At 63.9% G+C, this 13,930-nt stretch carries 11 protein-coding genes; 9 read left to right on the forward strand and 2 right to left on the reverse strand.

Translation table 11 applies throughout. The features are described from left to right. Positions 1 to 23: 23 nt before the first annotated feature. Positions 24 to 386, reverse strand: a complete 363-nt coding sequence (locus QFZ54_RS06010) for a hypothetical protein (protein WP_307085383.1) — start codon at positions 384 to 386, stop codon at positions 24 to 26. Between the two features lie 257 nt (positions 387 to 643). On the opposite strand from QFZ54_RS06010, the gene QFZ54_RS06015 reads away from it, so the two are divergent. The 9 genes from QFZ54_RS06015 (at position 644) to ahpF (ending at position 11,606) form a co-directional block, all read left to right on the forward strand. Then, complete coding sequence (locus QFZ54_RS06015; protein WP_307085384.1) at positions 644 to 3,109, forward strand: TonB-dependent receptor; 2,466 nt, start codon at positions 644 to 646, stop codon at positions 3,107 to 3,109. A gap of 281 nt (positions 3,110 to 3,390) precedes the next feature. After that, positions 3,391 to 3,708 carry a 2Fe-2S iron-sulfur cluster-binding protein gene (locus QFZ54_RS06020; RefSeq protein WP_307085386.1) on the forward strand — a complete coding sequence of 106 codons (318 nt, stop codon included), beginning with the start codon at positions 3,391 to 3,393 and terminating at the stop codon, positions 3,706 to 3,708. A 111-nt stretch (positions 3,709 to 3,819) separates the two neighbouring features. After that, positions 3,820 to 4,020, forward strand: coding sequence for a 30S ribosomal protein S21 (rpsU, locus tag QFZ54_RS06025; RefSeq protein WP_031393196.1), 201 nt, complete (start codon positions 3,820 to 3,822; stop codon positions 4,018 to 4,020). Between the two features lie 779 nt (positions 4,021 to 4,799). Continuing rightward, on the forward strand, positions 4,800 to 5,372 hold the full coding sequence (locus tag QFZ54_RS06030) for a hypothetical protein (protein ID WP_307085397.1): 573 nt from the start codon (positions 4,800 to 4,802) through the stop codon (positions 5,370 to 5,372). A 25-nt stretch (positions 5,373 to 5,397) separates the two neighbouring features. After that, positions 5,398 to 5,892 (forward strand): hypothetical protein, encoded by a 495-nt coding sequence (locus tag QFZ54_RS06035; protein ID WP_307085399.1) that lies wholly within the window; start codon positions 5,398 to 5,400, stop codon positions 5,890 to 5,892. Beyond that, positions 5,873 to 8,434, forward strand: a complete 2,562-nt coding sequence (locus QFZ54_RS06040; protein ID WP_307085401.1) for a TcfC E-set like domain-containing protein — start codon at positions 5,873 to 5,875, stop codon at positions 8,432 to 8,434. Before QFZ54_RS06035 ends, QFZ54_RS06040 begins: the two co-directional genes overlap by 20 nt. Before the next feature lie 20 nt (positions 8,435 to 8,454). Further along, positions 8,455 to 9,159, forward strand: coding sequence for a fimbrial biogenesis chaperone (locus QFZ54_RS06045; RefSeq protein WP_307085402.1), 705 nt, complete (start codon positions 8,455 to 8,457; stop codon positions 9,157 to 9,159). 172 nt (positions 9,160 to 9,331) lie between these two features. After that, complete coding sequence (gene ahpC, locus QFZ54_RS06050; protein ID WP_307085404.1) at positions 9,332 to 9,895, forward strand: alkyl hydroperoxide reductase subunit C; 564 nt, start codon at positions 9,332 to 9,334, stop codon at positions 9,893 to 9,895. A 124-nt stretch (positions 9,896 to 10,019) separates the two neighbouring features. Beyond that, the gene (gene ahpF, locus QFZ54_RS06055; RefSeq protein WP_307085406.1) at positions 10,020 to 11,606 is read left to right on the forward strand and encodes an alkyl hydroperoxide reductase subunit F; all 1,587 of its coding nucleotides are present in this window, start codon (positions 10,020 to 10,022) and stop codon (positions 11,604 to 11,606) included. A 521-nt stretch (positions 11,607 to 12,127) separates the two neighbouring features. Here the strand turns inward: ahpF and QFZ54_RS06060 are convergent. Further along, positions 12,128 to 13,930 carry an acyl-CoA dehydrogenase C-terminal domain-containing protein gene (locus QFZ54_RS06060; RefSeq protein ID WP_307085408.1) on the reverse strand — a complete coding sequence of 601 codons (1,803 nt, stop codon included), beginning with the start codon at positions 13,928 to 13,930 and terminating at the stop codon, positions 12,128 to 12,130.

Raw genomic sequence — 13,930 nt, forward strand, 5'->3', positions numbered from 1 at the left:
AGCACACGACAATTACGCGATCCTCAGCGGGCGCTGACGATCAACGAGGCGATTTCGGTGCGGGATCCCAGCGACCCCGGCGGCAGCATCACCGTCTCCACCCGCTCCGTCCCCGCATCGGGATCGACGAAGGCCACCCGCAGCGCATAATTCCCAGCAATCGGCCAGGCACGCGCGACATCCAGCGGGACCGTAGCCTGCCACGCACGGTCGCCCTCGACGGTTAGATCATGCTCACCGATCCTGACGACCATGTCCGCCCGCGTCCGATATCCCGACAGCCGCAGACAGCTGTTCTCGCCGCAGGAAACCAGTCGGGCCCGCGTTTGCCGCTCCGCCTGCGCCGGCGCGATGATCGTCAGAGCGCAAGAAAGGCCGACCGCCAACCGTATCGCGCGAGAAGTAGCGTGACGAACCATGACGACCGGATACCGCCCCACGCTCGCGCGAGGCATGCGCCGTTTGACGTAGGTCGTCGCAGCGCCTCGGTCCGGATGCGCGACCGGCTTACGTCAAACGCCCCATGTTGGTCCGCCGATAATATCCACACTCTACTCATAAGCGATTGGCCCCGAGCGAGGCGCCGACGCCGATAGGACGAACATGGAGAGGCGATAGCGTTTTACGTACCAAGGGGGCTTAAATGGCAGGACGATTCTCGCGCGCGGGTTTATTGTGCGCGACGGCGCTGGCAAGCGCGGCTAGCGTTCCGGCGCTGGCGCAGGATGCTCCACAAGCGCCACCCATGTCCGCCGCAGGACAAACTCCCACCGCGGCGCAAACCGCAGAGGCCGAGTCCAACGAGATCATCGTGACCGGCAGCCGTCGGCGAACCACGCTGCAGGACGCGCCGATCAATATCAGCGCGGTGTCCGCGGAAACGATCCAGTCGCAGCGGCTCGACGACGTGCGTTCGCTCGCCTCGTTCATCCCCGGCGTCACCGTAGCCGATACCGGACCGGCATCGACCGGAGGCATCATCCTGCGCGGCATCGCGTCGGGGGATACCAGCGTGTTCGGCGCTAACAGCGGCAATTCGGTCGGCGTGTATCTCGGCGAAGTCCCGCTCTACCTCGATTTCAAGCTGATCGACGTCAACCGGGTTGAGGTCCTGCAAGGACCGCAGGGCACGCTCTACGGCCTCGGCACGCTCGCCGGCGCGGTCCGTTACATTCCCAACCGTCCCGAGACCGATCGCCTCTCGATCGACGTCCATGGCCGCGGCTATGCGCAGTCGCATTCTGACGATTTCGGCGGGGTCGGCGACGTCGCGATCAACGTGCCGATCATCACCGATCACGTCGCCTTCCGTACGTCGACCGGCTATTACGACAATGCCGGCTTCATCGATTACAATTACATCCTGCAGCAGCCGGGCGTCTCCGACCCGCAGCCCGGCCGCGCGACGGCCACCTCGACCGGTTCGCTTGGCACCACGGCCGATTACGCCGCGAACTTCAAGCGCAAGGAGGATGTGAACTACGAACACACCTTCACCACGCGCAACCAGCTGCTGCTCGAATACAACCCCAATATCAAAGCGTACCTGACCTACGCGCACCAGACGACCAAGACCGGCGGCCGCCAGGCGAACGGCGCCGGCGTACTGGGTACCGGTAAGTACGAGGCGCCGTTCCGGTATCTCGAGCCCGTCGATCGCAGCGCAGACCTCTTCTCGGCGGAGTTCAACATCAACCTGGGCAGCATCGCCCAGCTGGTGAGCACCACCGCCTATACCAAGCAGGATATCAGCAGCGTCGACGACAATACCGATCTGCTGCTCGATCTCGATTATGGTTACGAGGCGTTTCCCGCCTTCTCGTCCTTTGCCAACAACGAACGCAAATATAAGCAGCTCAACCAGGAAGTGCGTCTCGTTTCCACGCATGGCGGCCCGCTGAGCTGGGTGATCGGCGGATTCTACAACCGCCAGAAATACGCGAGCGACCGGCACGAATATACGCCGGGCTTCTCGGACTTCGCCGGCGCCGGGCGGCCTGACGACCTGGAATATGTCTCGAAGCTCAACAGCAAGAACGTCGAAAAGGCGCTCTACGGCGAGGCGTCGCTTCACCTGACCGACGCGTGGCAGGTGACGGGTGGCATCCGCTACTTCAAGTACGACGCGACCATCGTGGGCGGGTCGGCGCTGCCACTGATCGGCGTCGGTATCGGCGATTTTCCGTCCACGACGATCAACGCGAACCGGTTCAAGCCCGGCTCGACCGGCAAGGACGGCATCGTCTGGAAGGCCAATACCTCGTACAAGTTCAGCGACAATTTGCTCGCCTATGCAACCTATTCGACGGGCTACCGCGTCGGCGGCGTGAACCAGGTCATCGCCTGCACGCCGGAGGATCTGGCCAGAGCCGCAGCCGGTGGGCAGGTGCTGTGCGCGCTGCCGAACGAAGTGGGCTACGGCCCCGATCGCACGCGCAACATAGAACTGGGCGTCCGCGCCAGCCTGTTCGACAAACGGCTCCTGCTCACGGTCGACGGCTACCATGTCAAATGGTCGGGCGTGCAGGTGCCGAGCCAGACGGTCAACGGCGCGATCGGGATCACCGTCAACGGTGCCCAGGCGGTGTCGCAGGGGTTCGACTTCCAGGGCACGGTCAAGATCACGCCGAACCTCGCGCTTACGGGCACCTATTCCTATGTCGACGCGCATCTGACGGAGGACGTCGTCGGGCTGGTGGTGAGCCAGGGCGTGCGCGACAATGCCTTCTCCGGTGACAGGCTCCCGGGCTCGGCCAAAAACTCTGGAAGCGCGCGGCTCATCTATAGCTATCCGCTGGGCGACGGCGGGAAGATCGAGGCGACGTGGGCGACGATCTACCGAGGCGAGATCTATTCGCGAGTCGGCCTGCGCGGCAATGGCGAGGCGATGCCGGGCTACGTGACGCACAGCGCCTCGCTCAACTACGTCACCAAGCCGTTCGAGGTCGGGCTGTTCGCCGACAACATCTTCGACAAATACGCGGTGACGGCGATCAGCAACGATCGGTCCTCGTTCAACCAGGTCCGTAGCGACGTAGTCGAACGCTATTACTCGCGCGGCGTACTGACACCTCGCCGAGTCGGCGTCGAGTTCAGGTTCCACTATTGAACCAGGATGGTTGAGCGGGACGATCGAACCCGGTCGATGACGTGCAATGATATTCGGTGCGCCTGCATGCCGTTGCTACTTGGAACGGATGCCATCTGGTCGACATAGCTTCCGTCCCCCCGGTCGAACCCGGCGGGGCGGACTATTTCGTAGGGCGTGACCGGATGAGGCATGCAAACGAGATGCACCGGCGCCACCGACGCCAGTTCCCCAAGACCAGAAATTCTTCCCGTCGCGGTGTTCCAGGACACCGCGTTGATACCCTACCCGCAGGATAAGACATGGCAGATTTGATCGTAACGATGCGCGACGGCGATATTCGGACGTTGGCAGGCAAACCGGGATTTTCGGTGATGGAAATCATCCGCGATGGCGGAGTGGACGAGTTGCTCGCGCTTTGCGGCGGCTCCCTGTCCTGCGCGACATGCCATATCATCGTCGATCCGGCGCAAGCCGCGCTGCTTCCTTCGGTCGCCGACGACGAAGAGGATCTGCTCGACGGTCTGGATGATCGCACCCCTACTTCACGTCTTTCGTGCCAGATTCCGTTCGCCGATACGTTGGACGGATTGCGTGTGACGATCGCGCCCGAGACCTGAGAATAACGTCGCTGCGACAGGGGGTGAACATTTCCACCTTGGCTTTTCAGCCCGTCAGCCATAAAGCGGCCTGTCCGCTAGACCACCACGATAGCCGAGAGCCTCATTCGAATGCAGATCATCGTCCGTGACAACAATGTTGACCAAGCCCTCCGCGCTTTAAAAAAGAAGCTGCAACGCGAAGGCGTGTATCGCGAGATGAAGCTTCGTCGGCATTACGAGAAGCCTTCGGAAAAGCGTGCACGTGAGCATGCTGCCGCGGTGAGCCGTGCCCGCAAGGCTGACCGCAAGCGCGCCGAACGCGATAATTGATATCTGCTGATCGGTCGCGCGTAGCGATCGATCACGGTAAAACGGCTACCCGACAGCCGCTCACCGAGACCGTCGTCCGACAGTCTCGGTGAGCGGCTGTCGGCGTTCGTCTTGGTTCATTCTCCGAGGTGGAGAGTATTTCGAACCCGATTTGCGCGATCGACTCGGTTTAGCACTGGCCAAGGCCATAGCTCCCGTAATCGCGCCACTTCCAGAGCAAGCCGCGGGCGGGCGAGTCGCCAGCATTACCACGATCCAGCGCTATTGTGATGACCCAATTCCGATAGCCTCGGATCGGCATTCTCAAAACCAAGTCCTTCGGACGATGAAGGCGAGATCCCCAACGCCTGCGCCCCGAGCGTTGGCGGCGATGCGAAACGGTTCGCACACCTACACTTACTCCCGATCGCTTCTTCCGATTGCACCGCCTCGGATTGCAAGGTCTCGGCGGGCACTCGATCAGTCCAACCGCCGACGGGCAACGCTTCGACGTCGAAGAGGCTCGCCCCCGCTCCCCGTCACACTACAGTCTCGCAGCAATGATCGAGCGATAGGGCCAACCATATTCGGTGCAGTTCTTTATAGACCAGTTTTGGTTTCGATAGTTTGGTTCCCATGATATCGCCATGGTCCGAAATAAACATATCGTTAATCTATAAATGAGAAGAGCCTGACTCAGGTTGATCGCGCTGCAAATCGGTAGCGTCATCAGGCTATGCTGCGGGTCAGCCTTCGGCAGCATAACCATCTTGCTCAATCAGGGAATGACGATGCTTCCGATGATCAACACAACCACTTCGAATATACTTCGCACCACGATGGGGCGTTTCGCTCTGTTGGTCACTGCCTCGATGCTCATCGCTGCACCTGCGCACGCCTCGACCCAGGGAACGCTTGGCGCCACGTCTCAGGGCTCCGTGCAGATCAGCGTCTCGGTCCCCAGCCGCGTACAGATCTCCAACCTGACAGACGTCGATTTGACCAATTCCGAGCTGGGCAGCGTGGCGTCGCGTCCGCAAAACCCGTGCGTGTGGACCAACACGGCGACTAAGAGCTATACGATCACCGCCTCGGGAAGCGGTACCGGCAATGCGTTCACGCTCGCGTCCGGGGAACTCGCGCCGATCTCCTACGCTGTACAATGGGCTGGGACGACCGGGCAGACGACGGGCACCGCACTGACGCCGGCCGCCGCGTCGAGCAGCTTTGTCTCGAACGCAGCGCTCCCGGGCTGCACCGTAGCCGGATCAAGCGCCAGCCTGATCGTGACGGTCGCCCCAGGACAGCTGGAGACGATGGCGTCGGCGACGCCTTACACGGGCACGCTGACGCTGCTGGTCAACCCTATCTGATCGGCGGGCGGCGGGGCGCGGAGGAATGAAGAGCCTGCGCCCCGCCCTCGCCGTCCGTTGCGCACGCATCGCATTGCTGCTGGGCCTGTTCGTCGGTGGTCCGGCTGAAGCACAGCGCGTGCGGATCGACCGTCTCGCGGACTTCAGCTTCGGTCTGTTGACGACCACGACGAGCGACATTCGGCAGAGCGGCAACGTCTGCATTTCTACGACGGGTCTCGGCGGGTATAACGTGCGCGCCAGCGGCAGCGGCAGCGGCGGGCTTTTCACGCTTGCGGGCGTCGGCGCGCCGCTGGCATACGAAGTGCAGTGGAACGGCACTGTGGGCCAGCAGTCCGGGACCGCACTGGTTCCCGGCCAGACGCTCGGTGGCCTGACCACCGCAGCGCTCGGCCTGAACCTCAATTGCCTGCTGAGCAACACGGCCAGTCTCATCATAGTGCTGCGCGCGGCGGAACTGAGCAAAGCGACGGCTGGCGCCTATTCCGGCACCCTGACCCTTGTCATCGCACCCGAATAGCGGCGGCCCGAGGAAGCGCGTACGTACTTCCGCGCGGACCTGGTGCGGTACGCTCGCCGCGTTTGCGCTGTACGATCCAACCGCGGTATCCGCCCAAACGCCCGCCGACGCCACGCGGATCAGCGGCGGAACGCCCGCCGGGTTCGATGCGCTGTTGACGCCGCAAGAGGCGGTGGTGGACGTCTATATCGGGGGCCGCGCGATCGGCCAGACGCGGGTACGCTATGCCGCGGGCAAGATCACGTTCCTCGATATCGACACCGTTCTCGGGCGGATCCCCGACCTGATCGACCCCGCGGCGGTGCGCGCTGCGCTCGCCGCGCCCGATCTCGATACGAACGCCGACCTGATCTGCGCACCCGAAGCCGACGCGGGGACCTGTGGCGTGCTGAAACCTGCAGTCGCCGGCGTGATCTTCGACGAGGCGCGGTTTCGCGTGGACCTGTTCATCGACGCACGGCAACTCGCTGTCCGAACGGCCGCACAGCGCGAGTATTTGCCGACGCCCGATGCCCGCCTGTCGCTCGTCGACCAACTCGGTGGCACGATCGCGGGCAGCGGCGGCGATGCCGACTACACCATCCAGAACCGCGCGATCCTCGGCTATCGCAACGGACGCCTGCGCGGCGAACTGTCCTACTCCTCGCGCTATGGGCTCATCGCCGACACGCTGGTCGCCGAGGTCGACAAGCCCGGCCTTCGCTATGCGGCCGGTGCGATGTGGGCGCCCGGCATCGGCCTGACGGGCCGTCGCAAGTTCGTCGGCGTCGGCATGCAAAGCCAGATCGACACGCGGTTGGACCGCACGTCGATCGCCGGCACCCCGCTGGTCGTCGCGCTGGCGCTGCGCTCGCGCGTCGACATCCTGCGCGACGGACGGCTGCTGACCTCACGCATCTATGACGCTGGTAACCAAGCGCTCGATACGTCCGGACTGCCGGACGGCGCGTACGAGGTCATTCTGCACGTGCAGGAGGCCGGCGGTGCCAGCCGCGACGAACGGCGGTTCTTCACGAAGAACGCTGCGATCGCCGCGGTCGGCGAACCGATCGTCTTCGCTTATGCAGGTCTGCTGGCGAATGATCGGTACGGCTCGCTGATCGCGGTGTCGCGCAAGCCGTTCTACGAGGCCGGCGTCGCACGGCGGCTCACCCCGCATTTGGCGCTCGACGCGACGATGATGGGTACCGACCGCAGGGCGCTGGTCGAGGTCGGCGGCTATTGGTTGACCACCGCGGCGCAGATCCGTGCGGCCGCAGTCGCCTCGGTTCGCGGCCAGCTAGGCGTGCTGTTCCAGACCTATTCCTCGGGAACCGCCGCGCTCAGCTATGCCCTCGACCTAAGACGCGTGTGGAGCGCAGGCGACCGTCCCCTGATCCCGGTCGGCGAACAGCGCGGCTACGACGTCGTCACGATCGATCGCGCCGCGCAATTGTCCGCCGGCAGCTTTACCCAGGCCAATGCGACGCTCGGCTACACGCTACGCCCGGGGCAGATCGGCATCAGCGGCTTCTACCGCAGCGATTCGCGTGCCGCCCGCAGTTACGGCATCGGCCCGACCGCCTATTTTCCCCTGATCGAACGCGCGGGCATGCAAGTGATGCTCCGCGGCGACATGACGCTCTCGAACCGCGGCACCTCGGCGTTCCTGGGCCTCAGCTTTCAACGACTACGCGGCACCTCGTCGCTCACCGCCAGCCTCGGCGGACGGTCGACTTCGGGCAGCAGCATTGGCAGCGGCGCAGCGCTGGTCGGTGACATCGGCGGATCGTGGCAGAAAACGGGCGTGTTGGGCGGTAATCTGGCGCTTTCCGGCGGACTGGAACGCGAGGTTGCGGGATCCCTCGCGCGCGGTCATGCCGATCTGCGTGCCAAGAGCGCGACGATCTACGCGGACGTGGCGCAGCCGATCACCGGCAGCAACGGCGCGACCCAATACGGCCTGAGTTTCCAAACCACCGCTGCACTCACCGGGAAAACCGTCGTTTTCCAAGGCCTGGAACGCAGCGATAGCGCGATCCTGGTGTCGGTCGATCGCGAACCGGACGGTGCGCCGCTCGGCGCTCCGTTCGAAGTGCTGGTCGACAATACGACACGCGGTATCGTTCGTGCCGGCCGTTCACTGTCGGTTCCCGTCGCATCCTATCGCAGCTACGCCGTGCGCTTGCGCTCCGTCGGCGACGCATTGATGCGGGTCGATGGCGTCGCCCGCCAGGTCAGCGTCTATCCGGGCACAGTGGCGCGGGTCCGCTGGTCGGCGCAGCGTGTCGTGGCGATGTTCGGCCGGATCGTCTGGGCCGACGGCACCCCTGTCGCCAACGCCGCGGTCCACGCGTCCGACGCTATCGGAAACACCGACGACAACGGCTATTTCCAGATCGAGGCAGGCTCTCGATCGGTGTTGAAGGTCCAGGCGGTCGACGGGCGGCAGTGCCGGCTACAGGTCACCGCAACCCCCTCGACCGAAAGCTACGCAGCGCTCGGGACTCTCAGATGCGGTCACCGACGTCCCGGTCCCGAGATGGCGGACCCGACTCCATGACGATACGAAAGGATACTAAAATGACGAGCACGCACAGACGAACGGCGATCGCGGGCGTAGCGGCGGCGATTGCGATAGCCGGCACCTGGGCAACCCCGGCCTACGCCGACCTGGTACTCAGTCAGGTCGTCGTCGACATGCTGCCGAATGCCGCCCCTCGCGTCGACGTCGAAGCGTCGAACACCGGCAAGGAACGCATGTATGTCGTTGCCGAACCGTCGGAAATCGTGGATCCCGGTAAGCCGGAAGAGCGGCGACAGGCCAGCCCGGATCCCGCGGTCACCGGTTTGCTGGTGACGCCACAAAAGATGATCCTGGAGCCGGGCGAGCGCAAGTTGCTTCGAATCGCCGCTGTCGCTCCCCGCGGCGCCCGCGACCGGATCTACCGCGTGACCGTAAAACCCGTGACCGGTGAAATCACGGCGGCCGGTTCGGCGCTGAAGGTGCTGGTCGGATACGACATGCTGGTAATCGTCCGGCCGACCGTCCTTTCCGGCACGATCACCGGCCAGCGCAACGGCGCAAGCCTAGCACTGGCGAATACCGGCAGCACGAACGTCGAGATATATGATGGCCGACAGTGCGATGCCAACGGCAAGGACTGCCGCGCGCTGCCGCCCAAGCGCCTCTATGCCGGGGCGAGCTGGACGCAATCCATCGATCCCGCCCGTCGCGTCGACTACAAGATCAAGACCAGCACGATCGTCGAAAACAAAAGCTTCTAGGTCGATCGTGCGTCGGACCGCGACACGCGGCGACGCCTGTGGCTGATCGCCCTCCACATCAACAGATCCGTGAGTGATCGACTCAGGCGATCACTCAGCTCAACCAGATCAATTTTGCACTGCAGCATAAAGCTCCTACATCCGGTCCGAAGCAATCAACCGGAGACGACGCATGGCCCTTATCGGCAGCAAGATTAAGCCGTTCACCACCCAGGCGTACAAGGAAGGCAAGTTCGTATCGGTCAGCGACACGGACGTGCTCGGCAAGTGGGCGGTGTTCTTCTTCTACCCGGCGGACTTCACGTTCGTGTGCCCGACCGAGCTCGAGGATCTGGCCGACGTGTACCCGACCCTGCAGAAGATGGGCGTCGAAGTGTTTAGCGTCTCGACCGACACGCATTTCAGCCACAAGGCATGGCATGACACCTCGCCGGCGATCGGCAAGATCAACTATTACATGCTGGGCGACCAGAACCACAGCATCAGCCTCAACTTCGACGTCCTGCGCGAAGGCCAGGGCCTCGCGGATCGCGGCACGTTCGTGGTCGATCCGGACGGTGTCATCCAGCTGATGGAGATCACGTCGGAGGGTGTCGGCCGCAACGCCGCCGAACTGCTCCGCAAGATCAAGGCCGCACAGTACATCGCAGCCCATCCCGGCGAAGTGTGCCCTGCCAAGTGGGAAGAGGGCGAAGACACGCTCGCCCCGAGCCTGGATCTCGTCGGCAAGATCTAAACATTCTCGGCTCCCTTGCGGAACTGAGTGAAGGCGGCCCGGGACGAGCACATCCTCCCGGGCCGTTCGCGTTCTAGACATAGAAAAACGACCCAGAGACACTGGGAAAACTGGAGTTTACCCCATGCTCGACGCCAATCTGACGCAGCAGCTGAAGGCCTATCTGGTCAACATCCGCCAGCCCATTGAACTGGTCGCCAGCTTGGGCGACGACGCCAAATCCCGCCAGATGGGCGAGCTGATCGACGAGATCGCTGTCCTGTCGGACCAGATCACGGTGGTTACCGCCGACGACAAGCGCAAGCCGAGCTTCATGATCCGCCGCGCCGGCACCGATATCGGCGTGCGCTTCGCGGGCATGCCGATGGGCCATGAGTTCACCAGCCTCGTGCTGGCGCTGCTTCAGGTCGGTGGCCATCCGTCCAAGGCCGCGCAGGATCTGATCGCGCAGGTCCAGGCGCTCGACGGCAAATTCCACTTCGAGACCTATTTCTCGCTGTCGTGCCAGAATTGCCCCGACGTGGTGCAGGCTCTGAATTTGATGGCGGTCCTCAATTCCGGCGTGACGCACACCGCGATCGATGGCGCGCTTTTCCAGGACGAAGTCACCGAGCGTAAGATCATGGCGGTGCCGACGATCTTCCTCAACGGCGAGCCGTTCGGCCAGGGGCGCATGGAGCTGGAGCAGATCGTCGCCAAGCTCGACACCGGCGCGACCGCCCGCATCGCCGAGAAGATCTCGCAGAAGGATGCGTTCGACGTGCTCGTCATCGGTGGCGGACCCGCCGGCGGCGCTGCGGCGATCTACACCGCACGCAAGGGCATCCGCACCGGTATCGCCGCCGAGCGGTTCGGCGGACAGGTGCTCGACACGATGGCGATCGAGAACTTCATCTCCGTCCCGCATACCGAAGGCCCGAAGCTGGCCGCGGAGCTGGAGCGCCATGTCCGCGACTATGACGTCGACATCATGAACCTGCAGCGTGCCGACAAGCTGATCCCGGCCGCGAGCGAAGGCGGCCTGCACGAGGTGGTGTTCGAGAGCGGCGCGTCGCTGAAGGCCCGCACCATCATCCTGTCGACCGGTGCCCGCTGGCGCCAGATGAACGTGCCGGGCGAGGACACGTACAAGAACAAGGGCGTGGCCTATTGCCCGCACTGCGACGGTCCCTTGTACAAGGGCAAGCGCGTCGCGGTCATCGGTGGCGGCAATTCGGGCGTCGAGGCGGCGATCGATCTTGCGGGTATCGTCGCGCACGTCACCCTGGTCGAGTATGACAGCGATCTGCGCGCGGACGCGGTGCTTCAGCGCAAGCTGGCAAGCCTGTCCAACGTCCGCATCATCACGTCGGCGCTGACCACCGAAGTCCACGGCGACGGTGATCGCGTGACCGGTCTTTCGTACAGGGACCGCAATCACGACACGATGCATCAGGTCGAACTGGAGGGCATCTTCGTACAGATCGGCCTCGTCCCGAACACGGAATGGCTGCGCGATGCGATCGCCCTCACCCCGCGTGGCGAGATCGAGATCGATCACCGCGGCCACACGTCGCAGCCCGGTATCTTTGCCGCCGGCGACGCCACGACCGTGCCGTTCAAGCAGATCGTGATCGCGATGGGCGAAGGGTCGAAAGCAGGGTTGTCGGCGTTCGACTACCTGATCCGCATGCCCGCGGAAGAAACGAGAGACTGGGAAGAAGCCGCCTGACGTCCCCACGGCCGCTGGATACTCTCAGCGGCCGGCAAGACCATGCGTATCTCACCTTGGCGACGCCAATGCGTGGTCTTCGGTACCAGTGTTACGCTCAGAAAATCCCGATCGGATCGGCGTCCGGGCGGTAGCGCCTCGGTACAGTCCGACCCGCTTGACTGCTTTCTACGTTGTTCACGCGCGAAGCACCGAACTACCCACGCGGTAGCGGCACTTCCCCCCTCCCTGAAAGGGAGGGGCGGGGGTGGGTAGGTTTCCCCAAGCTCGTCCGCCAATGGCTAGCGCATCGCGATACCGCATCGACAACCGACTTCGGCCGCGGGCAGGATGTTCCGCCGCGTGTCCACGTCCTCGAAAGCGCACGTCAAGTAGCCGTGAAACCCTAGCTTAAAAAGCGGACCTGGCAGCCACGCTATAGTTCGACCGCGACAGTTCGACCGCTACCTAAACGAAGATTGGGCCCCGGCCGGCGCAATCGAAACAAGTCGGGCGGACCAACGAAGGTCCGCCCGCGCCAATTAGGCCGCCATGAACATCTCAGGCGGCAGCGCCATCAGCGACTCCGCGCCACCCTCGATCTTGCGACGCAGCGCGCCCGCATCGGGGAGGATCCGCTCGGCATAGAAGCGTGCGGTGACCAGCTTGGCGTCGAGGAACGCAGCCTCGCCCTCGCCCGCTGCCTTCAGCTTGGTCGCAGCGACGGCCATCCGCAGCCACATCACGCCGACCGCCACGATCCCCATCAGGTGCATGTAGCTGACCGCGCCCGCACCGACGTTCTCCGGGTTCTTCATGCCGTTCGCCATGAACCACATCGTCGCCGCCTGAAGCTGGCCGTTCGCCTTCTCCAGCGCCTCGGCGAACACCGCCGTTGCCGGATCGGCCTTCGCCGCGGCGACGTCGTCCGCGACCAGCTTGAAGAACGCCTGGATCCCGCGCCCACCATTCTGCGCGAGCTTGCGTCCGACCAGATCCATCGCCTGAACGCCGTTGGTGCCCTCGTAGATCATCGCGATCCGGGCATCGCGAACATACTGCTCCATGCCCCATTCGGCGATGTAACCGTGGCCGCCGTAAACCTGCTGCGCGTTGGTCGCGATCTCGTAGCCCTTATCGGTGCCGTAGCCCTTGATGACCGGGGTCAGCAGGCTGATGATGTCACCCGCCAGTTGGCGCTCTTCCTCCGTATCGGCATGATGCTCGAGATCGGCCTGGAGCGCGGTCCACAGGATCAGCGCGCGCAGGCCCTCGGTCAGCGACTTGCCCTCCATCAGCATGCGGCGGATGTCGGGATGGACGAACAGCGTGTCGGCCTTCTCCTGCGGCTCCTTGGGCCCCGTCAGCGCGCGACCCTGGCGTCGGTCCTGCGCGTACTGGACGGCGTTCTGATACGCGACTTCGGCCACGCCGAGGCCCTGCAAGCCCACACCGAGACGTGCGGCGTTCATCATGATGAACATCGCAGCGAGGCCCTTCATCTCCTCGCCGACGAGCCAGCCGGTCGCCGAATCATAGTTCATCACGCAGGTCGAGTTCGCGTGGATGCCCATCTTGTGCTCGATCGAGCCGCAGGTGACGCCGTTGCGCGCGCCGAGCGACCCGTCCTCATTCACCATGACCTTCGGCACTACGAACAGCGAAATGCCCTTCGAGCTGTCCGGCGCGCCCGGCGTCTTGGCCAGCACGAGGTGGATGATGTTCTCGGTCAGGTCATGCTCGCCCGACGAGATGAAGATCTTGGTGCCGGTGATAGCGTACGAACCATCCGCCTGCGGCTCGGCCTTGGTGCGGATCAGACCCAAATCGGTGCCGCACTGCGGCTCGGTCAGGTTCATCGTCCCGCCCCATTCGCCGGACACCATCTTGGGCACGTACATCGCCTTCTGCGCGTCCGAGCCCTTGGCGATCAACGCGGCGATCGCGCCGTGCGTGAGCCCTGGATACATCGCGAACGCCATGTTCGACGAGATCATGTATTCCTGGAACGCGGTCGACACGACGTGCGGCATGCCCTGCCCGCCATACTCCGGCTGGTTGCCGAGCGTCGCCCAGCCGCTCTCGACATACTGCTTGTAGGCTTCCTTAAAGCCGTCCGGCGTCGTCACCGAGCCGTCCTCATGCCGCGTGCAACCCTGCTGGTCGCCCGACAGGTTCAGCGGGAACAGCACTTCGGCGACGAACTTGCCGCCCTCCTCAAGCACCGCGTCAACGACGTCGGGCGAGGCCGCATCGAAGCCGGGAAGATTGGAATAGCGTGGCAGGCCAACGACATGCTCGAGGACGAAACGCGTGTCGCGGACGGGGGGCGTATACTGGGGCAT

Source organism: Sphingomonas faeni (assembly GCF_030817315.1).
Taxonomy (GTDB): Bacteria; Pseudomonadota; Alphaproteobacteria; order Sphingomonadales; family Sphingomonadaceae; genus Sphingomonas; species Sphingomonas faeni_C.

Excerpts from the sequence above, each read along its gene's own strand:
- QFZ54_RS06015 (WP_307085384.1), top strand. The coding sequence starts at position 644 with ATGGCAGGACGATTCTCGCGCGCGGGTTTATTGTGCGCGACGGCGCTG.
- QFZ54_RS06020 (WP_307085386.1), top strand. The coding sequence starts at position 3,391 with ATGGCAGATTTGATCGTAACGATGCGCGACGGCGATATTCGGACGTTG.
- rpsU (WP_031393196.1), top strand. The coding sequence starts at position 3,820 with ATGCAGATCATCGTCCGTGACAACAATGTTGACCAAGCCCTCCGCGCT.
- QFZ54_RS06030 (WP_307085397.1), top strand. The coding sequence starts at position 4,800 with ATGATCAACACAACCACTTCGAATATACTTCGCACCACGATGGGGCGT.
- QFZ54_RS06035 (WP_307085399.1), top strand. The coding sequence starts at position 5,398 with ATGAAGAGCCTGCGCCCCGCCCTCGCCGTCCGTTGCGCACGCATCGCA.
- QFZ54_RS06045 (WP_307085402.1), top strand. The coding sequence starts at position 8,455 with ATGACGAGCACGCACAGACGAACGGCGATCGCGGGCGTAGCGGCGGCG.
- ahpC (WP_307085404.1), top strand. The coding sequence starts at position 9,332 with ATGGCCCTTATCGGCAGCAAGATTAAGCCGTTCACCACCCAGGCGTAC.
- ahpF (WP_307085406.1), top strand. The coding sequence starts at position 10,020 with ATGCTCGACGCCAATCTGACGCAGCAGCTGAAGGCCTATCTGGTCAAC.
- QFZ54_RS06060 (WP_307085408.1), bottom strand. The coding sequence starts at position 13,930 with ATGCCCCAGTATACGCCCCCCGTCCGCGACACGCGTTTCGTCCTCGAG.